Origin of the sequence: Veillonella atypica KON (genome assembly GCF_002959915.1) — a bacterium.
GTDB lineage: Bacteria > Bacillota > Negativicutes > Veillonellales > Veillonellaceae > Veillonella > Veillonella atypica.
In genome coordinates, this window is record NZ_PPDE01000008.1 from 65,194 (window position 1) to 86,321 (window position 21,128).

General features: G+C 37.5%; 19 protein-coding genes. All 19 read left to right on the plus strand.

Going from position 1 to position 21,128, the window contains the following annotated elements; translation table 11 throughout:
- The first annotated feature begins 8 nt into the window (after positions 1 to 8).
- The 19 genes from VAHSUH02_RS04220 (at position 9) to VAHSUH02_RS04315 (ending at position 21,125) form a co-directional block, all read left to right on the plus strand.
- Positions 9 to 1,925, plus strand: a complete 1,917-nt coding sequence (locus VAHSUH02_RS04220; protein ID WP_005384253.1) for an ABC-F family ATP-binding cassette domain-containing protein — start codon at positions 9 to 11, stop codon at positions 1,923 to 1,925.
- Between the two features lie 148 nt (positions 1,926 to 2,073).
- The gene (locus VAHSUH02_RS04225; protein ID WP_005380797.1) at positions 2,074 to 3,222 is read left to right on the plus strand and encodes an ABC transporter substrate-binding protein; all 1,149 of its coding nucleotides are present in this window, start codon (positions 2,074 to 2,076) and stop codon (positions 3,220 to 3,222) included.
- 16 nt (positions 3,223 to 3,238) lie between these two features.
- Complete coding sequence (locus VAHSUH02_RS04230; RefSeq protein WP_005384250.1) at positions 3,239 to 4,120, plus strand: branched-chain amino acid ABC transporter permease; 882 nt, start codon at positions 3,239 to 3,241, stop codon at positions 4,118 to 4,120.
- Positions 4,120 to 5,130, plus strand: a complete 1,011-nt coding sequence (locus VAHSUH02_RS04235) for a branched-chain amino acid ABC transporter permease (protein WP_005384248.1) — start codon at positions 4,120 to 4,122, stop codon at positions 5,128 to 5,130. The genes VAHSUH02_RS04230 and VAHSUH02_RS04235 overlap by 1 nt, the downstream gene beginning before the upstream one ends.
- A 12-nt stretch (positions 5,131 to 5,142) precedes the next feature.
- On the plus strand, positions 5,143 to 5,904 hold the full coding sequence (locus tag VAHSUH02_RS04240) for an ABC transporter ATP-binding protein (protein WP_005384247.1): 762 nt from the start codon (positions 5,143 to 5,145) through the stop codon (positions 5,902 to 5,904).
- A 1-nt stretch (position 5,905) separates the two neighbouring features.
- Entirely contained in the window at positions 5,906 to 6,616 is a 711-nt protein-coding gene (locus tag VAHSUH02_RS04245) for an ABC transporter ATP-binding protein (RefSeq protein ID WP_005380876.1), read from the plus strand.
- A 357-nt stretch (positions 6,617 to 6,973) separates the two neighbouring features.
- Entirely contained in the window at positions 6,974 to 7,672 is a 699-nt protein-coding gene (locus VAHSUH02_RS04250) for a polysaccharide biosynthesis/export family protein (protein WP_005384246.1), read from the plus strand.
- Positions 7,673 to 7,718: 46 nt separating this feature from the next.
- On the plus strand, positions 7,719 to 9,545 hold the full coding sequence (locus VAHSUH02_RS04255; protein WP_038148999.1) for a polysaccharide biosynthesis protein: 1,827 nt from the start codon (positions 7,719 to 7,721) through the stop codon (positions 9,543 to 9,545).
- Between the two features lie 50 nt (positions 9,546 to 9,595).
- Positions 9,596 to 11,035 (plus strand): GumC family protein, encoded by a 1,440-nt coding sequence (locus VAHSUH02_RS04260; RefSeq protein ID WP_005384244.1) that lies wholly within the window; start codon positions 9,596 to 9,598, stop codon positions 11,033 to 11,035.
- Between the two features lies 1 nt (position 11,036).
- Positions 11,037 to 11,657, plus strand: coding sequence for a CpsD/CapB family tyrosine-protein kinase (locus tag VAHSUH02_RS04265; RefSeq protein ID WP_005384243.1), 621 nt, complete (start codon positions 11,037 to 11,039; stop codon positions 11,655 to 11,657).
- A 22-nt stretch (positions 11,658 to 11,679) separates the two neighbouring features.
- Positions 11,680 to 12,879 carry a DegT/DnrJ/EryC1/StrS family aminotransferase gene (locus VAHSUH02_RS04270; RefSeq protein WP_005384242.1) on the plus strand — a complete coding sequence of 400 codons (1,200 nt, stop codon included), beginning with the start codon at positions 11,680 to 11,682 and terminating at the stop codon, positions 12,877 to 12,879.
- Positions 12,876 to 13,562, plus strand: a complete 687-nt coding sequence (locus tag VAHSUH02_RS04275) for a sugar transferase (RefSeq protein WP_005384241.1) — start codon at positions 12,876 to 12,878, stop codon at positions 13,560 to 13,562. The genes VAHSUH02_RS04270 and VAHSUH02_RS04275 overlap by 4 nt, the downstream gene beginning before the upstream one ends.
- Before the next feature lie 9 nt (positions 13,563 to 13,571).
- The gene (locus VAHSUH02_RS04280) at positions 13,572 to 14,432 is read left to right on the plus strand and encodes a LicD family protein (RefSeq protein WP_005384240.1); all 861 of its coding nucleotides are present in this window, start codon (positions 13,572 to 13,574) and stop codon (positions 14,430 to 14,432) included.
- Between the two features lie 17 nt (positions 14,433 to 14,449).
- Positions 14,450 to 15,169 carry an IspD/TarI family cytidylyltransferase gene (locus tag VAHSUH02_RS04285; RefSeq protein WP_005381038.1) on the plus strand — a complete coding sequence of 240 codons (720 nt, stop codon included), beginning with the start codon at positions 14,450 to 14,452 and terminating at the stop codon, positions 15,167 to 15,169.
- On the plus strand, positions 15,150 to 16,217 hold the full coding sequence (locus VAHSUH02_RS04290) for an NAD-dependent epimerase/dehydratase family protein (protein WP_038148997.1): 1,068 nt from the start codon (positions 15,150 to 15,152) through the stop codon (positions 16,215 to 16,217). The genes VAHSUH02_RS04285 and VAHSUH02_RS04290 overlap by 20 nt, the downstream gene beginning before the upstream one ends.
- Positions 16,210 to 17,277, plus strand: coding sequence for a glycosyltransferase (locus VAHSUH02_RS04295; protein ID WP_005384232.1), 1,068 nt, complete (start codon positions 16,210 to 16,212; stop codon positions 17,275 to 17,277). The genes VAHSUH02_RS04290 and VAHSUH02_RS04295 overlap by 8 nt, the downstream gene beginning before the upstream one ends.
- A 47-nt stretch (positions 17,278 to 17,324) precedes the next feature.
- Complete coding sequence (locus tag VAHSUH02_RS04300; RefSeq protein WP_005376844.1) at positions 17,325 to 18,596, plus strand: O-antigen ligase family protein; 1,272 nt, start codon at positions 17,325 to 17,327, stop codon at positions 18,594 to 18,596.
- On the plus strand, positions 18,550 to 19,482 hold the full coding sequence (locus tag VAHSUH02_RS04305; protein WP_038148996.1) for an ATP-grasp fold amidoligase family protein: 933 nt from the start codon (positions 18,550 to 18,552) through the stop codon (positions 19,480 to 19,482). The genes VAHSUH02_RS04300 and VAHSUH02_RS04305 overlap by 47 nt, the downstream gene beginning before the upstream one ends.
- Before the next feature lie 191 nt (positions 19,483 to 19,673).
- A complete protein-coding gene (locus tag VAHSUH02_RS04315; RefSeq protein WP_005384226.1) occupies positions 19,674 to 21,125 on the plus strand; it encodes a lipopolysaccharide biosynthesis protein in 1,452 nt (483 codons plus the stop codon).
- The last annotated feature ends 3 nt before the right edge of the window (positions 21,126 to 21,128 follow it).

Here is a 21,128-nt window from a genome sequence, read left to right on the forward strand (position 1 = left end):
GGTATTGAATGGAACGCATTCGAATGATCGGCCTAGGAAAATCATTTGGGGTGCGCCAAGTGTTTTCCAATGTGTCCTTTGAAATAAAAGAAGGCGATAGAATTGCCTTGGTTGGCCCTAATGGGGCTGGTAAATCAACACTGTTGAAATGTATCCTCGGTATTGAGGAATTAGATGAAGGCCAAGTTGTAATGTCTCCTGTGGCAAGCATTGGCTATTTGCAACAAGATGTTAACTTAGGTGATGCTAGTTTAGCTGAAGAAATAGAAACAGCTTGGGAAGATGTTCATGCATTAGAAAATAAATTACAAGAGTTAACCACATATTTAGAGACTCATGAGGCTAGTGAAAGTGACTTACAACGCTTAGACTATTTACAAAATCGATTGGAATGGTTAGGTGGTTATGACTATGAACAAAAAACAAAACGCATAGTCTATGGTCTTGGTTTTACCGATGAAGATCTATATAAACCGGCTAATGCATTTTCTGGGGGTCAAAAAACGCGTATTAATTTGGCGAAGGCCTTAGTACGGAGTCCAGATTTTTTATTCCTCGACGAACCGACAAACCATTTGGATATGGAAATGTTGGAGTGGTTAGAAGGTTATCTATCATCCTATCGAGGCGGCATTCTGATCGTCAGCCATGACCGGTATTTCATGGATCGCATCGTTACTGGTGTGGTAGAACTAGATCATCACAAGGCCACAACATATCGCGGTAATTATAGTCGCTATGTGGCACAACGAGAAGAACGTTTAAAAGCAGATACGATTGCTTATGAAAAGCAGCAAGAATATATTAAGAAAACAGAAGAGTATATTGATAAGTATCGCGCTGGTATTAAGTCTAAGATGGCAAGAGGTCGCCAATCTCAACTAAATCGATTAGAACGACTAGAGGCTCCTGAAACTTCACATTCGTTAGATTTTAAATTTCCACCGGCTGCTATGAGTGCTGATAAGGTACTTGTATTAGATCATGTGTCTATTGGCTACAAAACGGATAATCCAATCATTGATGATGTATCTGTAGTTGTAAGGCGCGGCGAATCTGTTGCATTGATCGGTCCTAATGGGGCTGGTAAATCTACCATGGTGAAAGCTATTGTAGGGGAGTTATTCCCTACAGAAGGTCATATCGATATTGGCAATCGTGTACAAGTGGGCTATTTTTCACAAGAACATGAAGAATTACACGATCGGTGGCAAGTGGTAGATGAGATTATCAATAATTATAATTTCACCGAAGAGAAAGCTCGCAATGTACTAGGATCATTCCTATTTAAAGGGGATGATGTATTTAAACTAGTAGGTGATTTATCCGGTGGTGAACGAGCGCGTTTAGCTCTGTTAAAATTATTCTTACAAGGTGATAATTTCCTCATTCTTGATGAACCTACTAACCATTTAGACGTACCTACCCGTGAAATAGTCGAACGTGCGTTGCAGCAATTTGGTGGTACGTGTTTTATTATTTCCCATGACCGGTATTTCTTAGATCAAGTATCTACAAGAACATTGGTATTAGAGAATAAAGGTCTTACTGAATACTTAGGTAATTATTCTTACTATAAAGAGAAATTAAAAGAGCAACAGGATATAGCTGCTCTTACAGAAGTAGTAGAAGAAGTAGCTAAGGAAGATGTGAAATCTGAAGCTAAAACCATTTCTACATCTCCATCTGATGATCCTAAGAAAAAAACAAATACATACATGGTTGAAAAGCAATTAGCTGAAGTGGAAGAAGAAATTGCTAGATTAGAGGCGACCACGAAAATGTATGAAGTACAATTAGCAAATCCTGTAGTCCAACAAGATTTAGCGGAGATGGAAAACATATCTAAGCAGCTTTCAGATACGGAAAGCAACTTACAAAAGTTGTATGAGAAATGGGAACATTTTTCAGAATTATTAGCATAATAAATAAAAATTATAAGGTGTTTATCTGAATTCTATAGAAGATATACATGATTTAATTGACAAACATAAAAAATATTTCATAATATAGAAGTATATATAATTTATACTATTATAGTTGCTATTATTGTGATTAAAGGAAGGGTGTAACATGAATAAATCCATGTTAAAAAAAGCAGCCATTTTTGGCCTTGCTGGTGTAATGGCGGTTGCTGCTGGTTGTGGTAGCAATAAAGATGCAGGTAATGCAAATAATAATGAAGCGAAAATCGCATTGTTAACAACGACAACAGGTGGTGCTGCTGCGTATGGCGAATCTATCAAAGCTGGTGCAGAATTGGCTGTTAGCGAAATCAATGCAGATGCTAACAATGTAAAAATTAATTTGCTCGTTGAAGATACTAAAGGTGATAAAAACGAAGCGATTAATGCGATGAATAAAGTAATTTCTAAAGATAAAGTGGTAGGTGTTATTGGCCCTATGTTATCTGGTGAAATGATGGCTGCTGGCCCTGTAGCAAATAAAAGTAAAGTCGTAGCTCTTGGCACATCTACAACAGCTGAAGGTATTACTGATATTGGCGATTACATTTTCCGTAATGCTGTACCAGAATCCTTGGCAGTAGATACTGCAATTAAAGAAGCACATAAAACTTTGAACTTTAAAACTGCAGCTATTATGTACTCCAACAACAATGACCAAATGGTATCTGTAAATAATACAGCTCGTAAAGCATTGGAAGCTGAAGGTGTACAAATCGTTGATACTGAAACATTCGCAGATAAAGATACAGACTTCTCTGCACAATTAACTAAGATTCAACAAGCTAATCCTGATGTAATCGTTGTTGCTTCTCTATACCAAGAAGGCGCATTGATTATGAAAAAAATGCGTGAAATGGGTATGAAACAACCTGTAGTTGGTTCCAATGGCTTCAACAGTCCTGAATTTATTAAAATCGCAGGTGCTGCAGCTGATGGTGTTATCGTAGGTACACCTTGGTTCCCTAACAAAGATGACCAAAAGGTAAAAGATTTCCGTAAAGCTTATAAAGATAAATACGGTAAAGAACCAGATCAATTCGCAGCGCAAGCTTACGATGCAGTTTACTTGTATGAAGCAGCATTGAAAAAATCTGGCTCCACCACAGATCGCGAAAAATTCCGCGAAGCATTGAAAAATATTGCCGACTTCGTTGGTGTAACAGGTCAATTCAAATTCAATGACCACCGCGACCCTTCCATGGAAGTTCAAGTATTGCAAATTAGAAACGGTCAATTTGACGCATTAAAAAAATAAAAGTTGAGGTAGTATAGTGTTTTTACAACAATTAGTTAACGGGTTAACCCTCGGTAGCTTATATGCTGTACTCGCTATTGGCTTAACACTTGTGTTTGGCGTTTTAAATATCATCAACATGGCACACGGAGGCATCTTTATGATAGGTGCCTTCGTTGGTCTTTTTATGGTAACTGTTTTTGACGTAAACATATTTGTAGCCCTTATCGTAGCGATGGCTGTAGGTGCCGTACTAGGTTACTTATTAGAATTTGTGGCGTTACGCCCACTACGTAAGAAAAAGGTGTCTCACTTAGCACCACTTATCAGCACCATTGGTGTTTCCATCTTCCTTGAAAGTTTGGCATTATTATTATGGGGTCCTCAAACTAGATCCTTCCCACCAGATTATATTGGTGGACTTATCGACTTTGGGGTATTTAAAATCTCCATGGTGCAAATTATCGGTTTAGGTGTTTCTGTTCTCTTAATGATTATTTTGAATGTGGTTATTAAAAAGACTAAGATTGGTAAAGCCATTCGTGCCGTATCCATGAGCACGGAAACAGCAGCTCTCTTAGGCATCAATCCAACGATGATTATTTCTGTTACCGTTATGATTGCTTCCGCTTTAGGTGCAGCTGCCGGTGTACTTGTTGGCCTTTCCTTCAATGCTATTGAGCCTACCATGGGTGTTATCATAGGCTTTAAAGGCTTGGCTGTACTTATCCTAGGAGGTCTTGGCAATATTACTGGCGCCATGGTAGGTGGCTTTATCTTGGGCATTGCGGAAATCTTCTCCGTTGCTTATGGTGCATCTACATTCCGTGATGCGGTAGCCTTCGGTTTAATCATTGTCTTATTATTCTGGAGACCACAAGGTTTATTTGGTTCTAAAGATAAGGGGGGCAGACCATAATGGATATTTTTAACCCTTATTATCTACAAATTGTGATGTTTTTCATCATCAATGCCATCCTTGGTATCTCTATTTATTTCACCCTTGCTAGTGGACAATTATCCCTTGGGGCAGCTGGTTTCATGAGTGTTGGTGCATATGTGGGTGCATTGCTTTCTTTGAAAGCTGATTTACCTATCGTAGTTGGTATTTTAGCAGGTGGCTTTGTAGCTGCTTTAGTTGCCGTTATCATCGGTTTGCCAACAACTCGATTGAAAGGTCTATATCTTGCCATCGCCACACTTGGTTTTGGTGAAGTCGTGCGTGTTATCTTCTTGAACTTAGATGTGACAAATGGTGCTCTTGGTCTATCCGGCATTCCATCTATTCCTCAAGAATTGACAAATTTTGCTTACGAAATTGATATTGATGGCCTTATGGGAATTGATGCGGTTGCATGGGGCAACATTATGGCTATCATTATTTTACTAATCGTTTTGATTTTTATTATTGCTTTCTGTGTACGTATCAACAATAGCCGTGTCGGTCGTGCCTTTGCCGCTATTAAGGCAGATGATCATGCTGCTGAGTTGATGGGGATTAATGTAGTGTACTATAAAATGATGGCTTTCATCATCGGCGCATTTATCGCCGGTATTGGTGGTGGTTTGTATGCTCATATTACAAACTTTATCAACCCTACAGACTTCAGTTATCATAAAGTAGTACAAATCTTATTGTTCCCTGTATTTGGCGGTTCTAATGTAGTATGGGGCTCCGTACTCGGTTCTTTCATTCTTACATTGTTGCCAGAAGTATTGCGTTTCTTATCCGACTATCGCGATATCATTTATGGTGCATTGTTAGTCATTTTGATGGCTGTTCGTCCAGATGGTATTTTAACCGAATCTATGGTAGATAAGATTAGCCGTAAATTAGGCTTTAAAAAAGCTCCATACATTCCTGAAACACAAGTATTAACAGAACGTTTTGAAGCGTATAAACGTAAACAACAAGATAAACAAGGATAGGAGGGGAACTGAATGCTATTAGAATTAAATGACGTAAGTAAAAGCTTTGGTGGCGTTGCAGCTCTCACAGGCATATCCTTTGGTGTTAAGCAAGGTGAAGTGTTTGGTGTTATCGGACCAAATGGTGCTGGTAAGACTACACTCTTTAACTTGATTACAGGTGTATTCCCTGTAAGTTCTGGCGAAATTGTATTTGATGGTATGTCTGTTGTAGGCATTAAACCGCATAGAACGGTAGAAATGGGCATTGCTCGTACATTCCAAAATATTCGACTTTTTGGCAATATGACAGCTTTGGAAACAGTATTAACTGGTATGCATTGCCGAACTGGTTCTGGTTTCGTTGCTAGTTTCTTAAGAACAAAACGCCAACGTATTGAAGAAGAACGTTGTCGTGGCATTGCCTATGAATTTTTAAAACTTGTAGGTCTTGAAGAAGATGCTGAAGAAGTTGCTACATCATTACCATATGGCAAACAACGTCGTCTCGAAATCGCGCGTGCTTTAGCTACACATCCTCAATTGATTTTACTTGATGAACCAGCAGCAGGTATGAATGATAGTGAAACGGAAGCGTTACGCCAATTGATTGGTAAAATTCGCGACTTAGGTATTACTGTTGTCGTAATTGAACATGCCATGGAATTGATGATGAATATCTGTGACCGTTTGGTGGTATTCAATTTTGGTAAAAAGATTGCTGAAGGTACACCTCAAGAAATTCAAAATAATGAGGCTGTTATCGAAGCATACTTAGGTAAAGAGGAGGTGTAATATGTTAAAGCTAGAAAACATCGTGGCTGGTTATGGACATATTACAGCCTTAAAAGACATTAGCTTAGAAGTACCACAAGGGTCTATCGTATCCTTGATCGGTGCCAACGGCGCTGGTAAGTCGACAACAATGAAGACTATTATGGGCCTTGTAAAGCCTACATCAGGTAAGGTGCTATTTGAGGGTCAAGACATTACTGGACATAAAACTCATCAAATTGTACATAATGGTATTTCCTTAGTACCTGAAGGTCGTCAAATTCTTCAAGATATGAGCGTTTACGAGAATCTTGAAATGGGCGCTTATATACGCAATGATAATGAGATTGAAGCGGACATTAAAAAGGTATTTAAACGCTTTCCAATTCTCGATGAACGGAGCTATCAACTAGGTGGTACATTATCTGGTGGCCAACAACAAATGCTTGCCATTGGTCGTGCTCTTATGGCCCGTCCTAAGTTATTGCTACTAGACGAACCATCTATGGGGCTTGCACCATTAGTAGTAAACGAAATCTTTGAAACTATTAAAGAAATTAGTGCAGAAGGCACCACCGTTCTCTTGGTAGAACAAAACGTCCGTCAAGCATTGAAAATCGCTGATTATGCGTATGTATTGGAAACAGGCAAAATGGTATTGTCTGGTCCAGCTGATGAAGTACGACATGATCCTCGTGTCATGGAAGCTTATTTGGGCGGTCGTGTCGAATAAAATTAAATATAATTTATTTGGATGTATATATCTATTATTAAACGGATATATACATCCATTTTTTTTGCAAACTCCTAAATATAGAAATTTTTTATTAGTAATAGAAATATATAGAACAATTTAATACTCATGCATGCGAAGAAAAATACACATATACAGGTGGGCATTAAACATAGATAATTTCAGTATTCTTGATGCTTCATGAAAACCATAGAAAGAAGCTTCATCTTGCTTATATAGTAGTTACATAGAAACGATGATAAAATATGTGTACGATAATTAATTAAATATTAAATTTATTTAAATAGTTGTGTTAAGGTGTTTTGTTAATTGAAATGAATGCTATGAGGTGCATGTATGAATCAAAAATGGATTGCTTTATCTCTTGTCATAGGTACGATAGCCACTACGGGTCTTGCAAAGGATGTTTCTCCTGTAGTAGTTACAACATCAAATATGAATACGTCTGCATCTACAATTGGTTCTGATCAAGAGTATCGTCTACGACAAGGGGATGAACTCATGATTGATGTAGTACAACAAGCAGATTTAGGTGCAAATAAAACTTTCACCATTCGACCAGATGGATATGTATCCATTCCTATGGCAGGTAATATTAAGGCGGATGGAATGACAGTAGAAGAATTCACCCGAAATGTATCTAACGCATTATCCACATACATTATCAATCCTGATGTGTCGGTTAATGTTACAAAATTAGGTGGCGTACGCGTTTATGTATTTGGAGAAATTAATAAACCAGGTGCTTATACATTAACAAAATCGAGTACCGTTATTGATGCGATTGGGGCCGCGGGTAGTTTCAACTGGGATACGGCTAAGAAGAAGATATTTTTAATTCATCAAAATGATCCTACAAAACCTATTGAAATCAATTTAAATAATATGTTGAAAACTGGTGATATGTCCCAAAATTACGTTATGCGTGAAGGCGATATCTTGTACTTAACTAAGAACAGTAAGATTAGTTTCTCTAGAGATATTGCTCCTATTTTGACAGGTGCTTACATGGTATCTCGCATAGGTAAAGACTAATTAGTAAAAATAGTATCATATGTAAGTCATATAAGGGGGGCTTTCATTGCGTTCATATTTATTACCCGGCTTATTACTTATTGTAGATGTTATTACTATTATTGGTGTGGCATTGATCAGTTTGCTTATACGATTTGATGGTTATATAACATCACATTATCTGTATCAGATGATAGATGCATTGCCTATAATGGTAATCTCCTATATTGTTATGCTTTTGTCCATGCATCTATATACGCGCATATGGCGCTATGCAGGTATGCGCGAAATGGTTGCTGTATTGATTGCGACCACCTTAGGAGCAGGACTGTTCTATACAGGGATGTATGTATTTGATAAATCTTTACCTAGATCCATATATTTGATTAGCTGGATTCTTAGTACCGGTGTTATCGGAATTGGTAGAATGATACTCCATTATATTGCCATGCAATATGGTGGAAAACAAAGTACTGATGCTGATATGGTAAATACCTTAATCATTGGCGCAGGTGATGCAGGTGCCACAATTGCTCGTGAAATTGAACGGTATCATAAACGGTCTCGTAAGGTAATTGGTTTCATCGATGATGATGAGTCTAAATTCAATCGTCTAATGGGCGGCGTTCGTATACTAGGTAATCGCCATGATATCCCATCTATTGTAAAAGAAAATAAGGTGAAAGAAATTATAATCGCCATGCCTTCTGTTACACGTAATGAAATCAGAAATATCATGGAAATCTGTTCACCTCTTAAATGTAAAGTCAATACATTACCGGGGATGTATCAATTGTTAGATGATGAGGTACTAGTATCCCATTTACATCCTGTATCCATAGAAGACCTATTAGAACGTGATGAGGTTCGTCTCGATATGGATATTGTAGAACATTATATTCGCGATAAGGTTGTTCTAGTTACTGGTGCTGGTGGATCTATAGGTTCAGAAATTTGTCGTCAAATTATGCGTGTTGGCCCTAAACAGCTCTTATTGTTAGGCCATGGTGAAAATAGTATATACCTTATCAATCAAGAGTTGAAAAATATATATAAAGACGGCCCGATTATACCAATTATTGCAGATATTAGAGATAAACAACAATTAGATCAAATATTCACTCAATATAATCCGCAAGTTGTATTTCATGCAGCAGCTCATAAACATGTACCGTTAATGGAGATTCAACCAATGGCTGCCGTTTTAAATAACATTTATGGCACAAGAAATGTAGCAGACGTAGCAGGTCGCCATGGTGTAGAACGGTTTGTTATGATTTCTACGGATAAAGCCGTCAATCCAACTAGCGTTATGGGTGCCACAAAGCGCGTTGCAGAAAAGGTTATCATATCTATGAATGATACATATGATACGAAATATATTACTGTTCGTTTCGGTAATGTTCTCGGCAGTCGCGGTTCCGTCATTCCTCTATTTAAAAAACAAATTGAAGCTGGTGGCCCTGTAACTGTTACAGATCCAGAAATGACGCGGTATTTTATGACCATACCAGAAGCCAGTCAGCTCGTGTTACAAGCTGGTGCTATGGGTAAAGGTGGAGAGGTATTCTTACTTGATATGGGCGAACCTGTAAAGATTATTGATTTAGCAAGAAATATGATTCGCTTATCAGGATTGGAACCTGATAAGGATATTCATATTAAAATTACAGGCCTTAGACCAGGTGAAAAGAAATACGAAGAGTTGCTTACATCTGAAGAAGGAACCAATCGAACGAATCATACAAAGATTTTTGAAGCCCCGTTAGATACCGTTGATCGTGATTGGTTGATAGAAAAAATTAGCAGCTTTGATTCTTGTGAAACTGATATGGATGTAATTGGCGTATTACAGGATATTATTCCAACATATACACCTAACCATAATATTTAAGCGGAAAGAGAGACCGCGGTGTTGTATGCCTACTTGAAAGGGGTATTGGGATGGAACAAATTATAGATATAAAAGATATAGCCAAGATTCTTGTTAGAAAACGGCGAACTATTATAAATGTGACTGGCATTTGTATTCTCCTTGGCGGTGCGTACTTAATCGTAACACCATCTACCTATCAGTCTACAGCTATGTTGCGTATTAAACAGACGCAAGGCTTAGGTAATTCAGTGCTATCTAGTGACCCAAGCTACTCTGATACGATGGCTCGTCAATTGATGAATACTGATGCAGAGATTTTAAAAAGTCGTAATGTTGTGGAACCTGTTATCAATGAAATTGCCGAAGATAGTAGTAAGCTACCAACGTATGAAGAATTTGTTAAAAATCGTATTGAGACAAAGCCATATAAAGAAACACAGTTATTACAAGTTAGTGTGACTGGTAAGTCCCCAGAAGAGGCACAAGAAGCTAATCAGTTATTAATTGATACATTTTTAAAACGCTTAGCCGAGTTATCCCAAGTTGAACAAAAAGCGACTCGTGAGTTTTTACAAAAAAGAGTGGTAACAGCGAAGGAGGAATTGTCTGAAGCAGAGAAAAAGCTCCAACAATTTCAAGTAGATAATAAAATTTATTCTACCAATGATCAAATGAAGGGGCTTACAGATAAGATTACGTTAATCGATCGTGAAAAGGCACAAAATAAGCTCGATTTAGAAACGGCGCAAGCTGCATTAGGTAGCATTAATGCGGATTTAGGTTCGGCAGGTGCTAGTATTGCAGATAGCTCAACGGTACAAGCTTATAAATCACAACTAGCAGATTTAGAGGCTCGTAAGGCAAGTTACGTAGGTAAATATACTGATTCACATCCTGCAATGAAGGAAGTAAATGATCAGATTGCTAAAGCACAAGCCGGTTTACAACAGGAAATCGATGCTATTGTTTCACAGCAAGCTCCATCAAGTAACTCCGCTCAACAAGGTTTATTAACAGATAAATTTAAAAATGAAGCTGCTTTAGCAGTAGCTCAAAGTAAAGAGGCTACGTTAGCTGATTTAGATAAAGATAACGAAGATGCGATGAAAGCACTCCCTGAAAAGGAACGGGGGTATATTCAAGCTAAGCGTGATGTAGATGTAGCCCAAGATATTTATGAAATGCTTTCTAAACGTCTGGAAGAAGCTAAGGTGGCAGAGGTTATGGTGCCGAATGAGGTACAAATTGTCGATGCTCCTACATTACCAGAAAAAGCGATTGCTCCTCGTCGTGTACTTGTTATGGTTGCCAGTGCTATTATCGGTTTAATTTTAGGCTGTTTGTATACATTAGTTAACTCTTTGCGAAATCGTAGAATACAGACTGTAAAAGATGTTGAAGATATGTTACAGGTGCCGATGTTAGGTGTCATTCCTAATCACAGAAAATCGGTAATAGAAGAACCTAAGAATAAAGTGTTGCGTTGGTTGTACAAGGTGAGAGGTTAAGATGGATACGATACGATTAATTTCAAATGAATATGGTGATACTCCTCTTGTGGAATCTTATCGAACATTGCGTAGCAATTTACAGTATCGCTGTAATGCAGAAAATAGAAAAATGTTGTGTGTTACATCTGCTACAACAGGTGAAGGTGTATCGGAGGTGGCCGCTAATTTAGCGATTTCTTTATCCAAGAATAATGACAAGGTGCTGTTAATTGATGGTAATTTACGCAATCCAGTGCAACATGTTGTATTTGATGTAAAAAATCAAGGATTAACAAATCATATCATTATGGATGAAGATTTGACGATTCATCGTCATGTGATGCCTCATCTAGATCTAATTACCAGTGGTATTGCAGTGGAATCTCCGTCAGAGGTGGTTGATTCCCATCGATTATCTACGGTATTTGAGTACATTCGTGATGAATATGATGTCATCATAGTGGATACACCATCGGTGTTAAGTGTTACGGATGCCTTGGTAATAGCTGAGAAAGCTGATGGGGTTCTCTTGGTTGTAAAAGGTGATTATGTTCAACCTGATGATATGGCATTAGCTAAACAACGATTAGAGCAAATTGGAGTACCTATTATCGGATCAGTGTTTATTGATATGGAATAAATGGAAAGTATAGGTGAAAGCTATGAAAATTAATTTCTCTCCTCCAGATATTACAGAATTAGAAATCAATGAGGTGGTAGAAGCGTTAAAAAGTGGTTGGATTACAACTGGACCACGTACTAAGGAATTAGAACGACGTATTGCAACGTATTTAGGGACGCCAAAGGCAGTGTGCTTAAATTCAGCAACTGCAGCCTTAGAAATGATTCTTCGCGTATTGGGTATTGGACCAGGTGATGAAGTTATAACTAGTGCTTACTCCTATACGGCTAGTGCAAGTCCTGTAGTTCATGTAGGGGCAAAACTAGTATTAATCGATACAGCACCTGATTCTTATGAAATGGACTATGATAAGGTGGCTGCTGCCATAACCGATAAGACAAAGGCCATTATTCCTGTCGATATCGGTGGTGTACCTTGTGATTATGACCGTTTATTTACAATTGTAAATGATGCAAAATCTTTATTTGTACCAAGTAATGATATACAACGTGCTTTAGGTAGAATTCCAATCGTTGCAGACTGTGCACATTCTTTTGGGGCAACCTATAAAGGGATGCATACAGGCAATGTAGCTGACTTTAGTAGTTTTTCCTTTCATGCGGTAAAAAACTTTACCACTGCTGAAGGTGGGTGTGCTACGTGGAATCATATAGAGGGTATTGATGATGAAGCTCTCTATAAGGAATTTCAACTATTATCTTTACATGGTCAGGATAAGGATGCATTGGCCAAAACTAAGATGGGGGCCTGGGAATATGATATTAAAGGTACCTATTATAAGTGCAATATGACGGATATTATGGCTGCTATTGGATTGGCCCAATTAGAACGATATCCTGGCCTATTAGAACGGCGTCGTGAAATTATTGATCGATATAATGACGCGTTTAAAGATTGTCCTGTATCTGTAGTACCTCATTATACGGATGAGCATATGAGTAGTGGTCATTTATATTTAGTGCGTATCAATGATGCAACCATAGAACAACGTAATGAATTAATTGAACGAATGGCAGAAAAAAGTGTTGCTACAAATGTGCATTATAAGCCAATTCCAATGCATACGGCTTATAAAAAATTGGGATTTTCTATCGATGATTATCCAAATGCATATGATCAGTTCAAAAATGAAATTACATTGCCCCTTCATACTAATTTGACAGATGAAGAGGTAAGCTATGTGATTCATACATTTAAAGAATGTTTAGGTGCATTATGATTTGGAAATCATGGCAGGAGTTGCCCGATGATATGCGATGTGAAGCCATTCGTCCTTATTACGACATCTTAGCATCCAAACGTCGTGATTTAATGATTAAGTCTGTATTTGATCGCTTAATGGCAGCCATTCTATTAATAGTATTGAGTCCCATATTTCTATTATTAGCGGTATGGATAAAACTAGATAGTGAAGGTCCTGTATTCTTTAGACAAGAACGGGTCACGCAGTATGGTAAATCTTTTAGAATTTACAAGTTTAGAACCATGGTACAAAATGCTGAACAGCTTGGTACACAAGTTACGTCTAAAGATGATATGCGTGTTACATCTGTAGGACAGGCTTTGCGAAAATGTCGACTCGATGAATTGCCTCAGTTGATAAATATATTGGAAGGTACCATGAGTTTTGTCGGTACGCGTCCAGAGGTCCCAAGGTATGTAGCAGCTTATACAGATGAAATGAAAGCGACATTGTTACTGCCTGCAGGTGTAACGAGTGTAGCTAGTATTCGGTATAAGGATGAAGATATCTTGTTAGATGCGGCAGATGATGTAGATGATTGCTATATTCATAATGTATTGCCTGCAAAGATGGAATGGAATTTACGGAGTCTTAAAGAATTCTCGTTCATTGGAGAATTAAAAGTTATGGTGGAAACGGTATTGGCCGTTATACGTTAGAAAGGTAGTATGGCAGAAACAACAGCTCATGATATACAGGCTAAAGAATTGAATATGCTTTTAGTGTTTAAAGAATTTTGTGATGCTCATAATCTACGATTCTATTTATGTGGTGGCGGTCTTATAGGAGCTATTCGACATAAAGGGTTTATCCCTTGGGATGATGATTTAGATATTTTTATGCCTCGTCCTGATTATGAAAGATTGGCTGAACTTTGGCCTATACACGGTGATAAACGATATACCTATTGTAGAACAACGAGAGATAAGATCTATCATGATGCGGGTGCATCAATTCGCGATGAAGAAACGACTTTCATCAATCGCCATAGTGTGAATGAAGATATTTGTCATGGATTAGCCCTTGAAATTATGCCTATCGATGGCTGTCCCAAGGGTACTGTCAAACGATTCTTTCAATTAATGTGGGCCATGACCTTTGCCTTGTTTAATGCACAACGGTTGCCTGATAACAAGGGCAAGGTATATCGCATGTTGGCTGGGTGCATTTATAAGGTGATTTCTAAACCTTCGTGGCGTTATCACATATGGCGCTTTGCAGAAAAACAAATGAGCCAATATGATTTTGACACATCCCATGAAGTAACGGAACTGATTGGTAGTTTGAAAGGTATGAAGCTACGCCATCCACGCCAAGATTTTGATCACGTTGTATATAAGGAATTTGAAGGTCATCAAATTCCCGTTATGGCTGGTTATGAACGATACTTACGTTTGATTTGGGGCGACTATATGCAATTGCCTCCAGTGGAACAGCGTGTAGCAAAGCATGATGCCGTATATATCGATATGGATCGTAGTTATACCAATTACAAGGGCATTCATTATTTAGTAAATACACATCGTTAATAGTTAAGGGAGGTTCTATGAAAAGAATAGCAGTTATCTTTGCTGGTGGCGTAGGATCCCGTATGAAAAATGATAAAATGCCAAAGCAATTCCTTGAATGGAATGGTAAGCCTATACTGATACAAACACTATCCATTTTTGAAGAAGAACCCTTCATTGATGGCATTGTATTAGTGTGTAAGTCAGACTGGATGGATTATGCAAGGGCTCTGATAGCAAAAGAAGGCCTTCAAAAAATAGTATCCATTGTTCCTGGTGGCGAGACTGCACTGGACTCTCAATATAACGGTTTGCTTGAAGTGAAACGATTATATGGTGTTGATGATATAACAGTACTAATTCATGATGGTGTACGACCTTTAGTTGATCGTTCTACCATTGTTAGAAATATACGATCTGTTGAAACAAAGGGGAGTGCCATTACGGTAACTCCTGCTATTGAAACAGTTATGGTTACTGATGATGGAGAAATCAAAACGATTTTAAATCGTCAACAATGTTTGATGGCAAAAGCGCCTCAAAGTTTTAGGCTCGTTGATATTCTTTCAGTTCATGATACATCAATAGCTGAAGGAATTCATGATTTTATCGATTCTGCATCTATGATGATGCATTATGGGTATCCCTTGTATCCCGTATGGGGGGAACCTGAAAATATTAAGATTACAACCCCGTCAGATTATTATATGTTCACAGGTATATTAAAAAATAGAGAAAGTGGAGGTGAGGGCAATTAATACGGTTGTTGAACGAGACATACAAGAAATTATAGGTGATTCTCATATATTTAAGGCGTTTCAGGATAAGACAATACTTGTAACAGGTGCTACAGGTTTAATAGGCTCTATGGTGGCTCGTTCATTAGTAGCCGCCAATGATGCCTACCATCTTTCATTACATGTCATATGCCATGTGCGCAATATAGAAAAGGCACATTCTATGTTTGGAGATATTCTAAATTCACAAGCAATCACATTTGTTGATAGGCCATTAGATTCTCTAACTGTAGCATGTGACTATATTATGCATGGGGCTGCCCCTACAAAATCTAAATATTTTGTAGAACATCCGGTGGATACGATTCGTACATCAATACATGGTACGGAACGTATGTTAGAACTGGGAAAAGAACAGCGGATTTTAGGTATGGTATATCTATCGAGCATGGAACAGTATGGTATACCTTATGAATCTGGTCAAGTTATGACGGAGGATCGCATTGGGTATTTAGATCATCTAAACGTTCGTAGTTCCTATTCTGAAAGTAAGCGTATGTGCGAATGTTATTGTAAATCCTATGCTGTTGAATTTGGTGTTCCTGTTAAAATCGCTCGCCTTGCGCAGACGTTCGGCGCTGGGGTGCCGTTAGATGATAATCGGGTGTTTATGCAGTTCACCCAACATGCCTTGGATGGTCGTGATATTATCCTTCATACTAAGGGCGATTCCATGTCCAACTTCTGCTATATTACGGATGCAGTGCGGGCCATTATTATTTTGATGACCCAAGGTGATATGGGCGAAGCTTATAATGTGTGCCATGACGAGGAAACTCGTAGTATTGCTAGTATTGCCAATTTAGTAGCGTGCCATGTGGGGGGCGATAAAGTTTCTGTTGTCTTTGATATACCTGAAATTGTGTCCTCCTTTGGATATGCGCCTACAGTTCATATGTTTTTAAATTCTAGGAAGATGCGCAATCTATCATGGGAACCAAAGGTAACAATGAAAGACGCATATATACGTTTAGCCGAATATATCACAGAGGAGCGTCAAAATGGGTAAAGAAATTATTATTGTTACTATTTCCCTTGGAAATGATGGTGCTGAACGTATTTTAACAGAATTGGCTCGCCAATGGCATCATGATGGACACGAGATTACAGTGATTCAAACAAGTCCCAATCGCTATGGCACCGAATATGCATTGCCAGAAGGTATAGAGCAAATTCAAATACATACGACCAGTTCCAATAAGATTCTTCGATTTTTACAAGAAATTAAAGCACTTATTGGCATATTAAAACAACGTCCTAATGCAACGTGTTTATCATTTCTGAGTGCGTCCAGTTTTATATTAGCTATTAGTTCGTGGTTTGTGAAAAATCGCATGGTATTTTCTGAACGAAATAATCCGCGTAAGGTGCCTGTCGGCAAACATCAACAAATGCTTCGAAACTTTGCATTTCGATTTGCTGATGCTATAGTATTTCAAACTGAAGATGCGAAATCATATTTCTCTAAGTCTATACAAAGCCGTGGGCATATCATTCCGAATCCGATTAATGGCAATTTACCAGAACCTTACGAAGGGGAACGTGAAAAGATTATTGTAACCGCGTGTCGATTACATCCGCAAAAGAATTTACCTATGATGATCAATGCATTTAGCATGTTGGCAAATGAGTTTAAGGATTATAAACTTGTCATTTATGGTCAAGGTGTCCTAGAGGATGAACTTCGTCAACAAATTGCAAATTTAGGATTAACAGACAGAGTTCTTTTACCGGGGTTCGCAACTAACATCTTGGAACAAGAGCGACCATGTACAATGTTTGTGTCATCGTCTGACTTTGAAGGCATATCTAACTCTATGTTAGAAGCTATGGGAATGGGGCTACCTGTAGTTGTTACAGATTGTCCGGTAGGCGGTGCGCGTATGGTTATTCAAGATGGGGTCAATGGATTACTAGTGCCTGTAGGGGATACGAAAACGATGTATGAAAAAATGAAATCCATCTTAGCAAGTCCTGAGTTGGCTAAACGTATATCTGTTGAAGCAATCAAGGTGCGAGATACATTCCCACTAAGTAAAATTGCTAAACGTTGGATTGATATTTTATAGAAAAATTAGTGTTGTGATGTACATATATTGAGAGAAGAGGGACAGTATTGAAGTTAAATATTACGACCATATCTAATCGTCTTATATGGTTTATAACATTAGTATTTCTTGTACTTTCATTGACCATATCGTTCGCCCTCGGCGATGCAGATTACGGTGCCTATGTGCTATTCGTATGCTTGTTTGGATTAATACTATGTTATCTCGTACGAGACCAGGGGCGAATTACAGTGTCATTTACATGGATGCATATGTATATGCTACTATTCATAGGCGTTTGCTATCTTAGTTCTCTAAATGCTCTTGATCCATCTGTAGCCATGAGTAGAAGCTTTGATATTGTAAAAATATTTTGTATGCTCATTGTTTTGTATATGTGCTTTCAGCGAGAAAAATCAGTTGATTCCTTATTGAAAATCGGCATGTGGACAGGATATATTGTCTGTTTCTATACGGTGTATTACTATGGGCTCGATTATTTTATCAATGTTCTTTCATCATCGGCTCGTATAGCAAATGACGCATTAAATGCAAATACAGTAGGACTATTAGGTGCCAATGCTATTGTAATGACCGTGTATTATATGATGTACGATAAACCGCGATGGTGGAACATCATAGCATTACCAACATTAGGTATATTGGCGGCTACAGGTAGTCGGAAAGCATTGGTATTTGTCGTTATAGGTATCGTTTTATTATTCGTATTCAAAAGCTTTCGTAGTAAAAATATTGTTAATTCCTTAGCTAAATTAGTAGCTTATTTGAGCATACTAATTATTGCTTTTATAGGTATATTACAGCTACCTATTTTTAGTGAAGTATTAGAACGTATGAGTTCCATGGTAGATGCTTTCACAGGCACTGGTGGGGATTCTTCTGCTATTGTTCGCATGGCCTTAGTCGATATTGGTTGGGATTTATTTCATCAGTCTCCAATTATAGGCGTTGGGATTAATAATCCTGCGGTATATACATACTCTATTTTCGGTCGAGAAAATTACTACCTTCACAATAATTACATTGAATTACTGGCGGGTACTGGTGTTATAGGTGTGGTCACATACTACTCCATGTATGCCTATCTCGTTTATAACATGATACGATATCATGATTTTCACAGCAATGAATATGTCATGGTATTTATATTACTTATGTCTCAATTAGTTATGGATATGGGTTTGGTTTCTTATGAAAGTAAAAGTACTTACTTTTATATGATGTTATTTTTTATAGAAGTTCAGATTTTACGGGCTAAAAGGAAGAAATTACATGAACATACAAACAATCTTGACCAAGGGAAAGCGGTTCATCTCTGATCCTTATTACCGTTTACGGGTGATGATAAAAATGGGTGCTTATGATTCCTTAAGCGATGAAGCGTTTCTACGAAGGATATTTCCTCAATATATGGGATATCCATTAAATTTAGATAATCCACAGACCTTTAGTGAAAAGATGCAGTGGATGAAATTATATGATCGTAAATCCATATATACTACTATGGTTGATAAGTATGAGGCTAAAAAGTATTTAGCTGATAGGATTGACTCAAAGTACATCATTCCTACTTTAGGTGTATGGGATTCTTTTAATGAAATTGATTTTGATGCATTACCGAATCAGTTTGTACTAAAATGCACTCATGACAGTGGTGGTATTGTAATTTGTAAAGATAAGTCTAAGTTTGATAAAGAAGGAGCACGTCAAATTATTAATAAATCTTTACAGCGTGATTTTTATCTTATAGCTCGTGAATGGCCCTATAAAAATGTACGTCGCCGTATTTTAGCAGAAGAGTATATAGATGAGTTAGGGAATGCAGATTTATTAGACTATAAGATGTATTCCTTTCACGGAGAACCAAAGCTAACTGTAGTTTGTTCTGAACGATTTTCTAAAGGTGGAACACGTATGAACTATTATGATGAGGATTGGAATTATATTAATCTTTCCGTTCTTCATTATGAGCCCTCTAACAAAACATTTGAAAAACCGCCACACTATGAAGAAATGAGATCATTATGCAAACAATTATCTAAGGATTTTCCGTTTTTACGGGTTGATTTTTATGACGTGAATGATCATCTTTATATTGGAGAATTAACATTGTATCCTGGCGCAGGATTTATAAAGATGGAACCAATGGAGTTTGATTACGAAATGGGAGAGTGGTTACATCTTGAAGGTATACATCGGAGCTGATTTTGTTCCTACAGATATAAATCGTATATTATTCGAAAATGGTGATATGGAATCTATAAATTTAAAATCACCTACAAAAACGATTAATGGGTTTACAGCAATACAGAATTATTTGTCATGTGAAGCGCATCATGAGTTATTTTTACAAGGCTTAAAGAATATAAATCGTAATTAAATGGATTTGAATATCAATGGATACTAAAGTTGTAGCTGCTGCTAAGTGGTCACTTATAACGGAGATCTTAGCAAAGCTTATTACACCAATTACAAATATCATATTGGCGCATATTTTGGCCCCTACAGCATTTGGTATTTTAGCCACTATAATGATGGTTATTTCATTTGCGGAAATGTTAGCAGATGCGGGATTCCAGAAATTTCTTGTTCAATACGAATTTGAAAGTGAAGAGGCTAAACAGAAAAGTGTTAGTGTTGCATTTATTTCAAATATAGTACTAGCTATTGTATTATGGATTGCTATCATTGTCTGCCGTGATGAGTTAGCATCATTGGTTGGCAATGAAGGATTAGGTATTCCTTTAGCTGTGATGGGGGCTATGTTACCATTGAGTGCATTTAGTAGCATTCAAATGGCAATGTATAGAAGAAATTTTAACTTCAAATTTCTCTTAAGCATACGAATGATTACTATCATTACTCCTTTGTTCGTATCTATACCAATGGCATTATCAGGTTTTGATTATTGGTCTTTGATTGCTGGGCTTTTAGTGGCACAACTATTTACAGCTATTGCATTATGTGTGAGACAAGAAAAATTGATATCCATCTATTTTTCGTATCCTATATTTCGTAATATGTTCAGTTTTAGTGCATGGTCCTTGGCGGAGGCATTCTCTATATGGCTTACGGCATGGGTAGATACCTTCATTATTAGTCATTTTTTGAACGCATATTATCTTGGCGTTTATAAGATGCCAACAGCTATAGTTACTACTGTTATGGCTATTGCTACATCTTCGATGGCTCCTGTTTTATTCTCTGCTTTATCACGACATCAACATAATAAAGAGGAGTTTGAAAAAACATTTTTAACATTTCAACGATATATGGCCTTATTTTTGGTTCCATTAGGTGTTGGTATGTTTGTATATCAAGATTTTATTGTACAAATTTTATTGGGACCTCAGTGGAAGTTAGCCGGAATAGTGCTAGGATCATGGGCATTAAGCTCATCTCTCGTGACCGCTATTTCATATTTAATATCTGAAGCATTTCGTGCTAAGGGAATGCCAAATATTTCATTCCTTGCACAGATGTTACATCTCATCGTATTAATTCCGGTTATATACATATGTGTTCAATATGATTTCACTACATTTGTCTATGCTCGTTCTATAGTACGGATTCAAATGATTGGTGTACTTTTATATCTCTTAGCTGTGTATGTGAAGATGAATGCGTGGAGTGTAATTTTTAATATTAAAGCCTATATCATTACCTCCGCCATTGTAGGTATTGGTTCCTATGCTTTGTTGCATTTATATAATAGTATGATTTGGACGATTTTCTGTATATGTGTCAGTCTTATTTCGTATCTTGTTGTGTTGTATTTATTTCCAACGGAGAGGGTTGTACTTGCTAAAATATGGGATAGCGCCTTAGCACGACTAAGACGTTCCTAAAGG